Annotated in this window: 16 protein-coding genes and 1 pseudogene; 11 read left to right on the top strand and 6 right to left on the bottom strand. The window is 62.7% G+C overall.

Going from position 1 to position 15,267, the window contains the following annotated elements:
- Positions 1-209: pseudogene (locus ACEW8Q_RS16860) on the bottom strand (hypothetical protein); the annotation flags it as partial.
- A gap of 339 nt (positions 210-548) precedes the next feature.
- Between ACEW8Q_RS16860 and ACEW8Q_RS16855 the strand changes: the two are divergent.
- Together ACEW8Q_RS16855 and ACEW8Q_RS16850 are read left to right on the top strand one after the other, a co-directional pair.
- Entirely contained in the window at positions 549-1,109 is a 561-nt protein-coding gene (locus ACEW8Q_RS16855) for a GNAT family N-acetyltransferase (protein WP_373505218.1), read from the top strand.
- 1 nt (position 1,110) lies between these two features.
- The gene (locus ACEW8Q_RS16850; RefSeq protein ID WP_373505217.1) at positions 1,111-1,662 is read left to right on the top strand and encodes a thioredoxin family protein; all 552 of its coding nucleotides are present in this window, start codon (positions 1,111-1,113) and stop codon (positions 1,660-1,662) included.
- Positions 1,663-1,664: 2 nt separating this feature from the next.
- Here ACEW8Q_RS16850 and ACEW8Q_RS16845 read toward each other — a convergent pair whose 3' ends face one another.
- The gene (locus ACEW8Q_RS16845) at positions 1,665-2,852 is read right to left on the bottom strand and encodes an alpha/beta fold hydrolase (RefSeq protein ID WP_373505216.1); all 1,188 of its coding nucleotides are present in this window, start codon (positions 2,850-2,852) and stop codon (positions 1,665-1,667) included.
- A 155-nt stretch (positions 2,853-3,007) separates the two neighbouring features.
- Between ACEW8Q_RS16845 and ACEW8Q_RS16840 the strand changes: the two genes are divergently transcribed.
- On the top strand, positions 3,008-3,769 hold the full coding sequence (locus tag ACEW8Q_RS16840) for a LuxR C-terminal-related transcriptional regulator (RefSeq protein ID WP_373505215.1): 762 nt from the start codon (positions 3,008-3,010) through the stop codon (positions 3,767-3,769).
- A 20-nt stretch (positions 3,770-3,789) separates the two neighbouring features.
- On the opposite strand, the gene ACEW8Q_RS16835 is transcribed toward ACEW8Q_RS16840, so the two are convergent.
- Entirely contained in the window at positions 3,790-3,972 is a 183-nt protein-coding gene (locus ACEW8Q_RS16835; protein WP_373505214.1) for a hypothetical protein, read from the bottom strand.
- Positions 3,973-4,199: 227 nt separating this feature from the next.
- Between ACEW8Q_RS16835 and ACEW8Q_RS16830 the strand changes: the two genes are divergently transcribed.
- The 6 genes from ACEW8Q_RS16830 (at position 4,200) to ACEW8Q_RS16805 (ending at position 9,817) form a co-directional block, all read left to right on the top strand.
- Positions 4,200-5,135 (top strand): dimethylarginine dimethylaminohydrolase family protein, encoded by a 936-nt coding sequence (locus ACEW8Q_RS16830; RefSeq protein WP_373505213.1) that lies wholly within the window; start codon positions 4,200-4,202, stop codon positions 5,133-5,135.
- An 87-nt stretch (positions 5,136-5,222) separates the two neighbouring features.
- Positions 5,223-5,858: a sulfotransferase family protein gene (locus ACEW8Q_RS16825; protein WP_373505212.1), complete on the top strand. Its 636-nt coding sequence runs from the start codon at positions 5,223-5,225 to the stop codon at positions 5,856-5,858.
- 97 nt (positions 5,859-5,955) lie between these two features.
- Positions 5,956-7,083: an NAD(P)/FAD-dependent oxidoreductase gene (locus ACEW8Q_RS16820; protein ID WP_373505211.1), complete on the top strand. Its 1,128-nt coding sequence runs from the start codon at positions 5,956-5,958 to the stop codon at positions 7,081-7,083.
- 10 nt (positions 7,084-7,093) lie between these two features.
- A complete protein-coding gene (locus ACEW8Q_RS16815; protein WP_373505210.1) occupies positions 7,094-7,867 on the top strand; it encodes an SDR family oxidoreductase in 774 nt (257 codons plus the stop codon).
- A complete protein-coding gene (locus tag ACEW8Q_RS16810) occupies positions 7,864-9,213 on the top strand; it encodes an FAD-binding oxidoreductase (RefSeq protein WP_373505209.1) in 1,350 nt (449 codons plus the stop codon). The genes ACEW8Q_RS16815 and ACEW8Q_RS16810 overlap by 4 nt, the downstream gene beginning before the upstream one ends.
- 1 nt (position 9,214) lies before the next feature.
- Positions 9,215-9,817: a sulfite oxidase heme-binding subunit YedZ gene (locus ACEW8Q_RS16805; protein WP_373505208.1), complete on the top strand. Its 603-nt coding sequence runs from the start codon at positions 9,215-9,217 to the stop codon at positions 9,815-9,817.
- Here the strand turns inward: ACEW8Q_RS16805 and ACEW8Q_RS16800 are convergent.
- Positions 9,814-11,427, bottom strand: a complete 1,614-nt coding sequence (locus ACEW8Q_RS16800) for a GMC family oxidoreductase (protein WP_373505207.1) — start codon at positions 11,425-11,427, stop codon at positions 9,814-9,816. The genes ACEW8Q_RS16805 and ACEW8Q_RS16800 overlap by 4 nt on opposite strands.
- Positions 11,428-11,578: 151 nt before the next feature.
- Here ACEW8Q_RS16800 and ACEW8Q_RS16795 point away from each other — a divergent pair, with 151 nt between their 5' ends.
- Together ACEW8Q_RS16795 and ACEW8Q_RS16790 are read left to right on the top strand one after the other, a co-directional pair.
- Positions 11,579-12,772 carry a mandelate racemase/muconate lactonizing enzyme family protein gene (locus ACEW8Q_RS16795; protein WP_373505206.1) on the top strand — a complete coding sequence of 398 codons (1,194 nt, stop codon included), beginning with the start codon at positions 11,579-11,581 and terminating at the stop codon, positions 12,770-12,772.
- Entirely contained in the window at positions 12,773-13,672 is a 900-nt protein-coding gene (locus tag ACEW8Q_RS16790; protein ID WP_373505205.1) for an NAD(P)-dependent oxidoreductase, read from the top strand.
- An 18-nt stretch (positions 13,673-13,690) separates the two neighbouring features.
- On the opposite strand, the gene ACEW8Q_RS16785 is transcribed toward ACEW8Q_RS16790, so the two are convergent.
- A complete protein-coding gene (locus tag ACEW8Q_RS16785) occupies positions 13,691-14,230 on the bottom strand; it encodes a hypothetical protein (protein WP_373505204.1) in 540 nt (179 codons plus the stop codon).
- Between the two features lie 562 nt (positions 14,231-14,792).
- Positions 14,793-15,267 (bottom strand): aquaporin (locus ACEW8Q_RS16780; RefSeq protein WP_373505203.1); only part of this gene is annotated, 475 nt, incomplete at its 5' end.

Here is a 15,267-nt window from a genome sequence, read left to right as displayed (position 1 = left end):
CCCGCGCCGCTCCGCCCGTCGATCGCACCACCCAAAATCGCGCCGCCGACGGCACCCAGCACGGCACCTGCGACGACATCGGCGCCATTGGCACGGCGGTCCGCCACGTCCTGCGCCCACTGCCGGCAATACGCCTTGCTTTTCGCTTCGGCTGGCGCAGCGGCAAGCATGGCGAACATGGGAACGAGAAGAAGGGCAGCACGTGTCATGGTTTCAACCGTTTGCGTCAGGCCAAATCATAGAAGCGAATTATGGCACGATTTGGAGAGACTTGCAGGAGCGGAGTTGCATGTTCCCTCACTTTCAGCGTGCATGGGTTAACTGACTGGCAGCGTCTGGCGATCAGGTCACAACAGACCGCACCACACAGAGGTTCATTCTGCCGGACTTGGCTACCGCTGGGTCAGGCGGCAAGGCTTGTGGCTTGCAGTTCCATCCGGTGGCCACTTGTGCGATTATGTTGATTCAGATGCCGCACTTGGGTCATGGTTTCGTGGATTCCTGCAGTGGTGAATCGGCCCGGCGCAGGGCCTGGAGGAGGCAGCAAAATGACGACCCTTACGCGGCTCCCCGCCGTCGAGACCCAATCGCTGGTCCTGCGCGAGATCGAGTTGCGCGATGCCGAACCGTTTTGCGGCTTCATGATGCAGGAGAACTACCAGCGCCACATCGCCATGCGGCTGTCGAGCGAGGCGGAGGTGAAGGCCTTCGTCAACCGCTCCGTATCGCGCCAGGGCGATGAGCGCCGCAACGTGTTCCATCTCGCCGCCGAAGAGAAGATGAGCGGCGAGGCCGTCGGTGACGGCTTCCTGATCGTGCAGCGCCCGAAGACCCTTGAAATCGGCTGGGGCTTGCATCCCGCCATGTGGCGCATGGGTCTCGGCACCGAGATCGCGCAGGCCCTTCTGGGCCTCGCCTTCGACCGGCTGAAGGCCGAGCGTGTGTGGTGCAAGGTAATGAGCCCCAATTCCGCTTCCGCAAAGCTCTCGAAACGGATCGGCATGCGGCATCTCCAGTCGCACCCCGACTATCCAGCGGGACAGGGCCGCTATGCGGCGGTCGAATTCTACGCCATATCCGCTACCGAATATTTCGACCTGCCCTACTGACATGGCCGCTGTTCCCCCGCTTTGCGACTTCGGCTGGAAAGCGCCGGACTTCTCGCTTCCCGGCGTCGATGGCAGGACCCACAGCCTGCAGTCGCTCAGGGGCGGGAAAGGCACGCTGGTCGCCTTCATCTGCAACCATTGCCCCTATGTGATTTCGGTGATCGGCCGTCTGGTGCGCGATGCCAATGACCTGGCGAAGCTGGGCATTGCCACCGTTGCCATCTCGTCCAACGATGCAGCTTACGAACCTGACGACAGCTTCGACAACATGAAGGCCTTCGCCGCCCGGCACGGCTTCACGTTTCCCTATCTCTACGACGAATCGCAGGACGTGGCGCGGGCCTATGGCGCGGTCTGCACGCCGGATTTCTTCGGCTTCAACGCAGGCCTCGAACTGCAATACCGCGGCCGCCTCGATGCCTCACGCAAGGACCTCGTGCCGGATGCGCGCCGCGACCTTTACGAGGCCTTGCGGCAGGTCGCCGAAACGGGCCGTGGACCGGCCGAACAAATTGCCTCCATGGGCTGCTCCATCAAGTGGAAAGGCCAATAGCCTCAGCGGCAATTGTTCCTCGCGGGAACGCCGCGCAGCCGGGCGGAGAGCCATGCCACTGCCTGCTTGCTCCCTGCTCCGAGCGAACTTCCGTGGCCTTTGCCCTTCAACACCACATATTCCATGTTGATGCCCGACCGGCAGCTGGACCGCACGAATTGTGCCGTCACCTGCGGCCGCACGATGTCATCCACATCGCCCTGCATGACCAGTGCGGGAACGCGCGAGCCCATGCCATAGAGCGAGTTCTGCACCAGCAGATCGGACCACGGCTTGAGCCGGGCGGGATCGGCTTTCAGGAACTGCTTTTCGAGGCCCTTCTGGGCCGCCAGCGCATCGAGCTTGCCGCCGAGATCGTCCACGCAGCTGCGGCCGACTTCACTCACGACAGCCGCGCCGCGCGTATCCACGAGAGTCCGCAACGAGGCACCGTATTTTACATTCCACGACGACAACGTGAAGGATGCCAGGATGCGGCCCGCCACCGTGGTCACGTTGGCACGGAGAAGGGCTGGCAAGTCGGTGGGCGGCGCTATGGCTGCCACTCCCTTGAGCTTCAGTTCGGGCGCATAGCCGCGTGAGAGTTCAGCCGCGAAGAGCGCGGCGTGGCCACCTTGGGAATAGCCCCATAGCGCATAGTCGTTGCTGCCGCCCACACCGGGGATCTGCTTTGCGGCCCTCACGGAGTCGATGGTCGCGAAAGCCTGGCCGCGCCCCACGAGATAGCCCATGGGGCCATCGGTGCCGAGGCCGGGATAGTCCGTCGCGGCGACCACGACACCCGCCGCCACGAGATCGTTGAGGCCGGCGATGGCCTTGATCGGAGATGCCCGCAGGGACGGCGCGCATTTTCGCGCAATGCCGGTCGTTGGGTGCGCCCAGGCGACGAAGCGGCGCTCCATGGGAACGCGTGGCGCCTTGTCGGGCAGCACCACGATGCCAGTCGAGAGCGTGGGCCGCATGCGATAGTCGCGCGTGACATAGGTGATGCGCCACGCCGACGCACGATAGAGCGCAGGCAGCTTGATGCGGTCGTACTTGAGCAGAGTTCCGGCCTTCAGCATCGCCTTAGGCGCTGGTGCCGTGGCCTGTCCGGGCGACTTCGGACGCGCGGCAAGGTCGCCTGACATGCCTGACAACGCCAGCAGGATGGCAGCCACGATGCCCGTCAGTGTCCTTGCAAGTGTCACGTCACGAATATCCCTTGCGGCGTTCGGGCGTACTCCCGGCCTTGTGCCGAGGGCAAGGCTGGGCGATGATCTGGTCCGGAGCGGCAAGCTAGGGACTGAAATCCTCACGGTCAATCCAATCGCCCGCCCCTTGAAAACTCGCCCGCGAGCACAGCATGATCCGGAATGACAGCATCGCGGAGCTCATCCTCGCAGTCGGGCGGCCTGCCTTTCCGGAGCGGCTGGTCGCGGCCGCTGGTGCCACGGTGCCACATGACGCGGCGGCCCTCATGATCCTGCATCCCGCGGCACCGCCCGCCGTCCTGGTCGACAGGCTGAAGCCGGCCGAGCGCTCCTATCTTTATGGCGATTATCTCTCGGGCGTCTATACGCTGAGCCCCTTCTATCGCGCCGCGCAGAAGCTGAAGGGGCCGCGCGTCGACCGCATCATGGACATCGCGCCGAAGGGCTTTACCCAGAGCGAGTATTACCGCCGCTACTTTGCACTGATCGGGGTGGACGACATGATCGGCCTGCTGATCCCGGCGAGTGACAGCGAGACAGTTTTCATGTCGTTCTCACGCAGTTCCGGCAGCCCGCGCTTCACGGCGGCCGAGGCCCGTTCGGTCGCCGCGCCCATAGGACTGTTTTCCGCCGCCGTCACCCGCCACACTGAGATTGCGGGCCCGCTTGCCAGCCGTCATATCGCATCAGCGGCAGCTTCGCCTGCCGCGGACAAGGCGCAACCCTCGGGCCTCACGCAGCGCGAGGCGCAAGTGGTCAACCTCATGCTGGAAGGCCACTCCTCACGCGCCATCGGCGAGGTGCTGAAGATTTCTGGTGAGACTGTCCGGGTACACCGCCGAAACATCTACGAGAAGCTCGGCGTGTCCTCTCAGGCCGAACTGTTCCGCTGGTTCCTGTCGCGCCAGGCCTGAGCCAGCGCGATCATGCATGCTCACATGCCCCGGTCTTCACCGTCGATCACGGAGATATCGGTGTTCTCATGCGGGTTGGCGTTCGCTTTCGGCCATTCGGGATAGCTGAAGTATTTCGCAATGTTCGGGTACACTTTTTTCCAGAGTTCCTGCACTTCGGGCTCAGGCGGAAAGCGAAACTCATTGGGGTCAATCCGACTCATGCTTATACAACCTTATAGCGAGTTACATTTTCGGTGGCTCTTTCACGGCCTCCCATGTGGCCATTTTTCACAAATTATTTCAATATGGTAAAACTTACATATTCTAGGTTGTGTATGTTCATCCACTTGCTGTAATTGATGACGCGGATACATAACCCGGTTGCGGTATGGCGGGACGGGTTGCCCTGCCCTAGTCTCTGCCCACACATTCAGGGAGATCGACGACCATGAGCCAGACCAACACGCCGCTGCGCGCGCGCCTCGAAAATGGCAATACGCCGAAGATGAAGGGCCGCTGGCAGATCAGGTCCGAGACGGGACCGCTCAAGGACGTTCTTCTCGGACCCGCCGAGAGCTTCCGCTGGATGGGATTGGAAAACGCCCAATGGTCGTCGCTGGTTCGCGACACGATGCGCAAGGGCTACAAGTTCGACAAGCAGGTGGCGATGCGCCAGCACCGCGAGATGGTCGATGCCTATAACCAGGCAGGCGTCACCACCCATTTCCTGCCACTGGACATGACCAACCCCTATCAGGTCTATGCGCGCGACTCGTCATTCATGTCGCCCTATGGCGCAGTCATCTGCCAGCTCGCCAACCCGCGCCGCCGTGGTGAATATGCCGCCGTGCTGCGGTTCTATCTCGAGAACAACATTCCGATCTACGACATGATTTCGGCCGGCAATTTCGAGGGCGGCGACTTCAACATCCTGCGCGATGGACTGGCACTCGTCGGCTACACCGATCACCGGACGGAAGAGGTGGCGGCCCGGCAGGCGGCTGAATGGTTCCTCAAGGAGGGCTGGGAAATCAAGTACGCGCCGATCGACCAGTTCTATGTCCACATCGACCTCATGGTCTGCATGCTGAACGAGAACTGTGCGGCAGTGTGCCTCGAAACCACGGAAGACGACGTTATCGCGTGGCTGAAGTCGAAGAAGATCGAGATCATTCCGGCGAGCTTCAAGGAAACCATGGCCCTGGGCTGCAACGTGGTGACGCTCGGCAACGACCGGATCCTGTCGACCACCGCCGCGAAGGACCTCAACGCCAACATGCGCGCCGCAGGATTCACGGTCTATGACCCGGACATGACCATGTTCCTGCAGGCCGGCGGCGGCGTCCATTGCATGTGCCAGCCGTTGAACCGAGAGGCGGCGTAGGAGACTCTTCCAACCCCCGGTCTGTTGTGTTTTCCCAGCCCCGGGCGCAGGTTTCGCCCGGGGTCTGAACATTTGGGAGCAACAGCAATGACGTTGGCAGTAATTGGTTCCGGGTTTGGCCGGACTGGCACGAAGTCCCTGAAGGAAGCTCTCGAACAACTTGGCTTTGGGCCGTGTCATCACATGCACGAGATCGTCACGCACCCGGAGCAGGTCGCCCATTGGCAGGCGATAGCATCTGGCAAGGCGGTCGACTGGAACGAGGTGTTTGACGGTTACAGGTCGCAGGTCGACTGGCCCGGCGCCCATGTGTGGCGTGAACTCTCCGCTGCCTATCCGGAGGCCAAGGTCATCCACACGCAGCGGCCCGCCGAAAGCTGGTGGAACAGCTATTCCAGGACTATCGGCAAGTTGATGAACACCTATACACAGCTTCCATTGCCGCCGCATATAAACGCCATACTGGGAGCCTGGAAGCAGATGGTCGGCGATACTGTTTTCAGCGGCAAGACTCTCGACCGGGAGACATGCATCGGAGCTTACAACCGGCACAATGAACAGGTCCGCAACACGATTCCCGTTGGCCGGCTGCTGGTGTTAGATGCCGCCGAAGGCTGGGAGCCGCTGTGCAGGTTCCTCGGCGTGACGGTGCCAGCGACGGCCTTCCCGCACCACAATCTCCGCGCCGATTTCTGGGAAGTCCTCGGCGGCGAACCTGCCTGAGCAAGGCGCAGCACGCGCAGCGAACAGAAGTTTGGCAAGTCCTGTGGAAATGGCCTATTGGCTACGCATGTTTCTCTGACACGGCGAAGGATAGGGATTGCCACATACTGTTCAGGTTATCGGTGCGGGGCCGGCGGGCCTCATGGCGGCAGAGGTCCTGGCGCAAGCCGGCATCACCGTCACCATTCACGACCACATGGCTGCACCGGCCCGCAAGTTCCTGCTGGCGGGACGCGGCGGGTTGAACCTCACGCATTCGGAACCACTGGAGCAGTTCCTCGAACGCTATGGCGAGGCACGGCCGCTGCTGGAGCCCGCGATCCATGCCTTCCCACCTGAAGCCCTCATCGCTTGGGCCAATGGGCTCGGTGTGGAAACCTTCGTCGGCTCGTCGGGCCGCGTGTTTCCGAAGCAGATGAAAGCCTCGCCCCTGTTGCGCGCCTGGCTGAGGCGGCTTGAGGGCATTGGCGTGAAACTCGTCACCCGCTCACGCTGGGAGGGCTTCGACGGTACGCCGACCATCCTCGCGCTGGGCGGTGCGAGTTGGCCGCATCTGGGTTCGGATGCCAAGTGGGTTCCGGTGCTGCAAGCGGCGGGCATCGAGGTCAACGCCTTCAAGCCGGCCAACAGCCGCTTCCTCGTTCACTGGTCGAAGATCTTCCGCGACAAGTTTGCCGGAACGCCTGTGAAGAACGTGGCTCTCACCTATGCAGGCAAGCGCGTGCGAGGCGAACTGATGATCTCGCAAGAAGGCATCGAGGGCGGCGCCATCTATGCGCTTTCCAAGGGACTGCGCGAGCATCCGGGCCAGCCTGTGGTGATCGACTTCCGTCCCGATCTCACCGTCGAGGCATTGGCACAACGCCTGACGCGGCCACGCGGCAAGGACTCGCAATCGAATTATCTCCGCAAGATCGCCGGGCTTTCTCCCGTCGCCATCAACCTGCTGCGGGAAACAGGAACCGCGCCAGACGCAGCCGGCATCAAGGCCATGCCGCTGAAGCTTGAGCGGCCTGCGGGACTGATGCGGGCCATTTCATCGGCTGGCGGCATCGCGCTCGATGAAGTGGATGCCTACTTCCAGCTGAAGAAGATGCCGGGATGCTATGCCGTGGGCGAGATGCTGGACTGGGAGGCCCCTACCGGCGGCTATCTGCTGCAGGCGAGTTTCTCGACGGCCGTAATGGCCGCACGCCATCTTGCATCGCAGCTCAAAAGCGGATGAACTGAGGCCCATGAACCTCGACCTCAAGGACAAGACTGCCCTCGTCTGTGGTGCAAGCCAGGGTCTTGGCCTGGCGATTGCGAAGGCGCTGGCCGCGGAAGGCTGCAAAGTCGGTCTGCTGGCGCGAAACAAGGCCAAGCTTGACGTCCACGTGCAGGACTTTGCCACCAAGGGACTTGCAGCCGTTGCCCTGCCCGCCGACATGGGCGACTGGGAACAGGTCAAGGCGGCGCTTGAACACTTCGGCCCGCCGGACATTCTGGTCAACAACTCCGGCGGCCCGCCGCCAGTCGATGTGACGAAGGTCGAGCCTGACCTCTGGCGCAAGCAGTTCGAGACGATGGTGCTGAACCAGATGCGCCTCACCGAGGCCCTGCTGCCACGGATGCGGGTCAATGGCTTCGGCCGCATCCTGTCGGTTGCATCGACCTCTATTGTCGAGCCCATTGCGGGCCTCGCCATTTCGAACTCGCTCCGGGCTGCACTTGCGGGCTGGATGAAGACCTTGTCGGCAGAGGTTGCGCGCGACGGCGTCACCATCAACATGCTGCTGCCCGGCAGCTTCGCAACCGAACGCATCGACACCATGAATGCGCGGGAAGCGGAAGCGCGTGGCGTGCTTGTGGAGCAGGTCGTAGCCGAATCCTCCGCACAGATTCCGGTGGGCCGCTATGGCGACCCAAGGGAATTCGCCGCCGTCGCCGCCTTTCTTGTCAGCCCCAGGGCCTCCTATGTCACGGGCCAGATGATCCGCATTGATGGCGGGTCGACGAAGTCGGTATGAATCTGATCGCCGAGCTGCGCGCGCGTCTGGGCGAAGCCGCTGTTCTCGACGGCAAGGACATCGGCGGGCGTCATGTGTCGGACATGAGCACCACGGGTACGGCGCCGCCGCTGGCCGTCGTCCGTCCACGGACGATCGAGGAGGTCTCTACCATCCTGAAGCTCTGCCACGCGGCGGGCACGCCTGTCATTGCGCAGGGCGGCATGACGGGGCTTGCGGGTGGCGGCAATCCGTCCGGCAACGAAATCGTCATCAGCCTCGAGCTCATCCGCGGCATCGAGGAGATCGACACGGCATCGGCCACTATGACCGTAAGGGCCGGAACGCCGCTGGAGGAATGCCAGACGGCAGCAGACGACGCGGGACTATTCCTCGCGCTGGACCTTGGTTCGCGTGGTTCGGCGCAGATCGGCGGTAATCTCTCGACCAATGCCGGCGGCATCCGCGTCATCCGCTATGGCATGGCGCGCGAACAGGTGCTGGGTCTGGAAGCCGTTCTGGCCGACGGCACGATCGTGTCCACGATGAACAAGATGCTGAAGAACAATGCGGGCTATGACCTCAAGCATCTGTTCATCGGTTCGGAAGGCACGCTCGGCATCATCACCCGCGCTGTGCTTCGGCTGCATCCTCCAACCGGCGAAATCACCACGGTGCTCTGTGCGGTTTCCACATACGAAGACGTGGTGAAACTGCTCCGCCGCGCGCAAGGGGAACTCGGTGGCGTGGTTGCCTTCGAGGCCATGTGGCGGGAGTATTTCGAGTTCACCGCCAGCGCACTAAAACTCTCCTTCTTCGCGGAGGCGCATCCCTTCTGGGTCATCCTTGAGAGCACGGCGAAGGGAGATGCCATGGAGAGCTTCCTTGGCGAATGCCTTGAGGATGGGTTGCTGCAGGACGCGCTCATCGCGCAGTCGCACGCGCAGGCCCGCGAGATATGGTCAGTGCGCGAGGGCCACCCGATCGAGACGCTGCCGAACCTCCTGAACTTCGACGTGAGCCTGCCCATCGCACGGATCGGTGACTACGCAGTCGAATGTTCCGCGGCACTTCACGCCCGGTGGTCGGCCTCGCATGTTTCCTTCTATGGACACGTCGGCGACAGCAACGTGCATATCTGCTTTTCGGTCGAATATGGGCCGGGCGAGGACATGCATGACGTCGACGATATCGTCTATGGCGTGCTCAAGGACTATGGCGGCTCGATTTCGGCCGAGCACGGCGTTGGAACGCTGAAAAGGCCCTATCTTCACCTGTCGCGTAGCCCGCAGGAACTGGCCCTGATGCGGTGCCTCAAGCAGGCGCTCGATCCACGCGGCATTCTCAATCCCGGCAAGGTGATCTGATATGCTCCGTACACTGATCGACTCGCGGTGGGCGTTCCGGTGCCTCCTCGCCATCCCAGCACTCGGCATGTTCTTCCAGTACTTTATCATCCATGCCAGCCTCGGCCACGTTCTCGAAGCCTCGGGCGAATGGGCCGTGCGGATGCTGGTCGTGACGCTCGCCGTAACACCATTGCGCCTGCTGATGAAGCAGTCCGGCATGGGACCCCACTGGCCCATGTGGCTGTTCAAGCGCCGCCGCGACCTCGGCCTTGCGGCCTTCCTCTATGCCGCCCTTCACTTAAGCGTCTATGTGGTGCGGCAGTCCAACATCAACGTCATTCTCTACGAGATGCAGTTCGTGGAATACATCATGGGCTGGCTCGCCCTCGCGGCCATGCTGGTGCTCACCCTCATCAGCAACGACCGCGCGGTGCATGCGCTCGGGCTGTGGTGGAAGACCGCGCAACGCCTTGCCTATGTGGCGGCGGTGACGGCGGCACTTCACTGGTTCTGGATCAAGCTCGACCACACGCCGGTCTATGTGCACTTTCTGCCGCTCGTGCTGCTGGAGGCCTATCGCCTGTGGTACAATTTCGCCCGGCCCGCAGGCACGAAGCATTAGCCCCCGGCATCTTCCAGGATGATATCGGCACCGCGCCAGCCCACCATCATCGAGGGCGCGTTGGTGTTGCCCGCAACGAGATTGGGGAAGACGGACGCATCGCAGACGCGCAAGCCCTGAATGCCGTGCACGCGAAGGCGCGGATCGACGACGGACGTGGCTGCATCAGGCCCCATGCGGCAGGTACAGGACTGGTGATAGACTGTGCCGCTGCGCTGGCGGAAGTCCTTGATCAGTTCGTCATCGCTCGTCACCGCAGGCCCGGGCCGCAGTTCCTCGGCCATCAGCGATCTCAGCGGCTCCTGCGCGGCGATCACCCGCAGGAACTTCACCGCAGCCAGCATCTCCGCAACATCGTTCTCTGTCGAATAGACGTTGAACGATATCTTCGGGTGCACGAAGGGATCGCCCGACCTGATCATCACTTCGCCGGTGCTGGTGGGCCTGCAATTGGAGAGGCCCAGCGACAGGCCCGGAAACGGATCGGGCGTGAGCAAGGGGCGCTCGCCTTCCTTCGGGATCAGGGTCGAGAAGGCCTGCATGTAAAGCTGCATGTTGGGGCGTTCGAGATCGGGTGACGTGCGGAAGAAGCCGCCGCCTTGGTTGACGCTGAGCGACAGCGGCCCTCTTTGTGTGAGGATATACTGCATCCCGGCGCGGAGCTTGCCCCACCAGGGGCGAAGCGCGTCGTTCAGCGTCGGCACCTTCATGCACCATGTGTAGTTGATGCCGTGATGGTCCTGCATGCGGGCCCCGACATTGGGGTTGTCGCGCAGGACACCAATGCCGAGGGATTGCAGCAGCGCGCCGGGCCCGATGCCGGAGAGTTGCAAGAGCTGGGGCGAATTGATCGCACCACCCGCAACGATCACTTCATGAGCGCTTGCCTTCAGCGTCTGGCCGCGTTGCCTGTATTCGACACCGGTTGCGCGGGCGCCCTCAAAGACAATGCGCGTCACCTGCGCCAATGTCTCGACGCGCAGGTTCTTGCGCTTCATCGCGGGCCTCAGGAAGGCACGCGCCGCGGAAAGCCGCCGCCCGCCCTTAGTGGTGAACTGATACAGACCGACACCCTCCTGCCGCGCGCCGTTGAAGTCGGGCGTGTAGCTGAGGCCCGCAGCCTGCGCCGCGTCGAGGAAAGGCTGGCAGAGCGAGTGAGCGTCAGCCCCCAGATCGGTGATGTGAACCGGGCCGCCGCGGCCACGAAGCTTGGGATCGCCCGCCGCATAGTCCTCCATCTTCAGATAGACGGGCAGCACATCGTCCCAGCCCCAGCCCGTGTTGCCGGCGGCCTTCCAGTCCTCATAATCCTGGGCCTGCCCACGAATGTAGACCATGGCGTTGATCGAGGATGATCCGCCAAGGATCTTTCCGCGCGGACAATAGTCGCGCTGGCCGTTAAGGCCCGGGTCGGGCTCGGCCTGGTACATCCAGTTGCAGGACTTGTCGTAGAAGGTCTTGCCATAGCCGAGCGGCATCTGGACGAAGAAGCGGCGATCGTCGCCGCCGGCTTCCAAAAGCAGCACGCGGTGCCTGCCTGTGGCAGTCAGCCGGTCCGCCAGCACACAGCCGGCCGAACCGGCACCCACGATGATGTAATCGAATTGCACTTTTCGGAGCCCCGCATGGTGAGGTAGTACCTCTTTTGCTCCCTCTCCAGTGATGGAAACAAGTGCTCTCGCTTCAACACCCGTTAGAAAATTTCATCGTGCCGCTTGTGGCGGATTTGCTAGAAGCAGGCATCTCGGGAGGGTGAATTCCATGAAAATCAAGGACCTCAAAGTCTTCATCGTCGGCAATCCGCCGCCGGGCTGGGGCGGGCGCTACTTCACCTTCGTGAAGCTCACCACCGACAATGGCATCGAAGGCATCGGCGAGTGCTACTGCGCCACGTTCGGCCCCAAGGCCATGACCACGATGATCGAAGACACCTTTGGCCGCTATGTCGAGGGCATAGACCCGTTCCACATCGAGGACCTGTGGCGCAAGGTCTATGGCTCGGGCTTCACGCAGAGGCCTGACGTTTCGCTGATGGGCGTATTGTCAGGAATCGAGATCGCGCTGTGGGACATCATCGGCAAGTCGGTGAACAAGCCCGTTTATGAATTGCTGGGCGGCCGCGTTCAGGAGAAGCTCCGCTCCTACACCTACATCTATCCCGACATCTCCAAGGGCCAGGACGATTCGATCTACTGGAATGCCGAGCAGAGTGCGGAACGCGCGGCGGAGTATGTGAGGCAAGGTTTCACCGCCATCAAGTTCGACCCGGCGGCGCCCTATTCCGCCTTCGACCCGCGTCAGCCTTCGCTGGAATCGATCGAGCTTTGCACACGCTTCTGCCGCCTCATCCGCGAAGCCGTGGGCGACAAGGCCGACCTGCTGTTCGGCACGCATGGCCAGTTCACGGCATCTGGCGCCATCCGCTTTGCCAAGCAGATTGAAAAGTATAATCCGCTGTGGTTCGAGGAGCCGACCCCGCCGGACCGGCCGGAAGAAATGGCACTCGTGGCGCGCGGTACGTCGATCCCGGTCGCCACCGGCGAACGGCTCACCACAAAGTATGAGTTCGGCCGCGTGCTGGAACTTCGCGCCGCCTCGATCCTGCAAATGGCACTGGGCCGCGTCGGCGGCATCTGGGAAGCGAAGAAGATCGCCGGCATGGCGGAAGTCTTCTACGCGCAGATCGCACCCCATCTCTATGCCGGCCCCATCGAGGCCGCCGCCAACATCCACTATGGCACGTCGCTGCCCAACTTCCTCATCCTCGAGTCGATCGAGCAATTCGGTGGCTTCTACACGAAGCTCCTGAAGAAGCCGATCAAGTGGGAAGACGGCTACGTGATCCCGCCAACGGAACCGGGCCTCGGCGTCGAACTCAACGAAGAGGTGGCGCTGGCGCATCCTTACACCGGCACCAAGCTGCATCTCGAAATGACCAACCACGTGGTGAGATAAATGCATTACGGTTACATCGGCCTCGGCAATCTCGGCGGGCATATCGCCATGAGCCTCATCAGGAAGGGCTACAAGGTCACGGTCTACGATCTCGACCCCATGCTGGCCGAGCGGCACGTCAAGGCGGGAGCGACCCTCGCCGCGTCGCCCAAGGATCTCGCCGCGCAAGTCGATCATGTCTTCACCTGCCTGCCATCACCCACCGTGTCGGAAAAGGTGCTGGTGCAAATCCTTGATGGACTCAAGCCCGGCGGCACCTGGATCGAGAATTCCACCAATGGCCGGGACGAGATGAAGCGGCTGGCGGCGATGGCGGAAGCCAAGGGCATTCGCGTGCTGGAGGCGCCCGTCACCGGTGGCGTGCATCTTGCGGCGCGTGGCGAGATCACGGTTCTGGTGGGCGGCGAAAAGGACCTGTTCGAGCTTCACACGCCAGCACTTCAGTCCATCGGTAACAAGATTTTCCACATGGGCCCCATTGGCTCTGCTGCCGTCATCAAGGTCATCACCAACATGCTGGCCTTCATCCATCTGGTGGCGGATGCCGAAGCCCTGATGCTGGCAAAGCGCGGCGGGCTTGACTTAGGCCAGGCTTGGGCCGCCATCACTGCGTCATCCGGCACCAGCTTCGTGCACGAGACCGAGGGCCAGCTGATCCTCAATGGCAGCTACGACATCGCCTTCACCATGGACCTGGCACTGAAGGACCTTGGCTTCGCCATGAACTTCGGCAAGGAATTCGGCGTGCCGCTGGACCTGGCCTCCCTCACCAACCAGACATTCATGAAGGGCAAGGCGGCTTACGGCGGCACGGCGCAATCGACCCAGATCGCCCAGCTGCTGGAAGATCTTCTGCACACGGACCTTCGCGCTGAAGGGTTCCCCGCGCGGCTTGAGTAGAGTTAGTCAGAGGCCCGGCTAGTCGAGCAGAAACACCAGAACTGTTACCTCGCCGTTGGCCCTGCGCGCAGCGATGATCAGGCCTGACATCTGGGCGCCGTCGCCGATGCTGTAGACCTGCAGGGTTTCGACCGCCGGGCCGTCGAAGGCGGCGGCCAGTGCTTGTCCGGCTGCGGCCGGGTCGTCGATGCCGTCCATCATGGCCCCGGCGCTGCTTCGGATCTCGCGATCGGTCAACTCGCGCAGCAGGTCCGCGACGGGCTGATCCTTGTCACGCGTGGCGACAAGCCGCCACGTCCCCATCCAAGCAGCCTCGCCCCAACGGTCCCAGAGTTCGCCGGTGAATTCCCGGTAGCGGCGCTTTGCCTCGTCCTCCAGTTCCGCTGCCGCCGCGAGCTTGGTGGAGAACACCGCGCTGCCGAAGCCCGCGGACGCTAGCCCGCCGAACTGCGCCTCGAGCCCCGTCACATAGGCGGGCCTTGCCTCATCCTCATCCGCATGCGCCGGGGTGAGGAACATCATCGCGATGAGCAGTTGCGCTGTGCGTCTGCGGGTCATGGCGATCATCGGACGAATCTAGCAGACTTCTCGCCCTCCCGTACAGGGTGCTCCCGCTGCAGCGGGCGCTGTGCCACAAGGTCTCCCGGCGCCCACGGAGGCGTTCGTGGCGGAGTCATGACCAGTCAGTTCCTGCTCACATTTCTCGTGGCGCTCGCCTTCGCGGGCGGCGCGCTTGCCTATGCGGCGCTGCTGATCGTCACGCGGTAGCAAAGAAGAAGACCCCGGAGGGGGTGAACCTCGCGGGGCCTGTCCGTGCATCCTGCACTTTGCCCGTTTCTCTTGAGCGAATGCCGCGTGACGCGGCCAGATCGTCAATGATGTAGGAGCTGACCGCCTGCCATTTGCTTTGCAGGGGATGGGATCAGGCGGTTCTGGCTTGCGTCGGCGGCATCAGTTTTCGAGGCCTCGCGTGTTCTTGTTTGACGAATGATTGCGCCTCGGAGCACGCCGGTCAAGTCACGCTTTGGGTCAGCAGGACTAACCTGTCATCAGCCCTCCTACTCATAAAAAAGGGCGGGATCCTGCGAACCCGCCCCCGCCCCCTCAGATGTCCGAGATATCAGTCGTCGGACAGCAGAGACTTGTGGATCACGGCACCGATGACGGCGCCGATGATGGGAGCGACCCAGAACAGCCAGAGCTGGGTGATCGCGCCGCCGCCAGCGAAGAGCGCCACGGCGGTGGAGCGGGCCGGGTTCACCGAGGTGTTGGTCACCGGGATCGAGATCAGGTGGATCAGCGTCAGCGCGAGGCCGATGGCGATCGGCGCGAAGCCGGCCGGCGCGTTCTTGTGGGTGGTGCCGAGGATAACCACCAGGAACATGGCTGTCAGCACGACTTCGGCGATGAAGGCTGAGCCCATCGAATAGCCGCCGGGCGAACGCTCGCCATAACCATTGGACGCGAAGCCGCCGATCTCGAAGCCCGCCTTGCCGCTGGCGATGAGATAGAGCACGACCGCGCCCGCGATGCCGCCGGCGAGCTGGGCGATGATGTAGCCCGGGACGCTGCCCCAGGAGACGCGGCCACCGGCT

The organism is Aestuariivirga sp., assembly GCF_041738905.1.
Taxonomy (GTDB): Bacteria; Pseudomonadota; Alphaproteobacteria; order Rhizobiales; family Aestuariivirgaceae; genus Aestuariivirga.
This window is presented reverse-complemented; position numbering and strand designations above follow the sequence as displayed.

Excerpts from the sequence above, each read along its gene's own strand:
- ACEW8Q_RS16855 (WP_373505218.1), top strand. The coding sequence starts at position 549 with ATGACGACCCTTACGCGGCTCCCCGCCGTCGAGACCCAATCGCTGGTC.
- ACEW8Q_RS16850 (WP_373505217.1), top strand. The coding sequence starts at position 1,111 with ATGGCCGCTGTTCCCCCGCTTTGCGACTTCGGCTGGAAAGCGCCGGAC.
- ACEW8Q_RS16840 (WP_373505215.1), top strand. The coding sequence starts at position 3,008 with ATGATCCGGAATGACAGCATCGCGGAGCTCATCCTCGCAGTCGGGCGG.
- ACEW8Q_RS16835 (WP_373505214.1), bottom strand. The coding sequence starts at position 3,972 with ATGAGTCGGATTGACCCCAATGAGTTTCGCTTTCCGCCTGAGCCCGAA.
- ACEW8Q_RS16830 (WP_373505213.1), top strand. The coding sequence starts at position 4,200 with ATGAGCCAGACCAACACGCCGCTGCGCGCGCGCCTCGAAAATGGCAAT.
- ACEW8Q_RS16825 (WP_373505212.1), top strand. The coding sequence starts at position 5,223 with ATGACGTTGGCAGTAATTGGTTCCGGGTTTGGCCGGACTGGCACGAAG.
- ACEW8Q_RS16815 (WP_373505210.1), top strand. The coding sequence starts at position 7,094 with ATGAACCTCGACCTCAAGGACAAGACTGCCCTCGTCTGTGGTGCAAGC.
- ACEW8Q_RS16810 (WP_373505209.1), top strand. The coding sequence starts at position 7,864 with ATGAATCTGATCGCCGAGCTGCGCGCGCGTCTGGGCGAAGCCGCTGTT.
- ACEW8Q_RS16805 (WP_373505208.1), top strand. The coding sequence starts at position 9,215 with ATGCTCCGTACACTGATCGACTCGCGGTGGGCGTTCCGGTGCCTCCTC.
- ACEW8Q_RS16795 (WP_373505206.1), top strand. The coding sequence starts at position 11,579 with ATGAAAATCAAGGACCTCAAAGTCTTCATCGTCGGCAATCCGCCGCCG.
- ACEW8Q_RS16790 (WP_373505205.1), top strand. The coding sequence starts at position 12,773 with ATGCATTACGGTTACATCGGCCTCGGCAATCTCGGCGGGCATATCGCC.
- ACEW8Q_RS16785 (WP_373505204.1), bottom strand. The coding sequence starts at position 14,230 with ATGACCCGCAGACGCACAGCGCAACTGCTCATCGCGATGATGTTCCTC.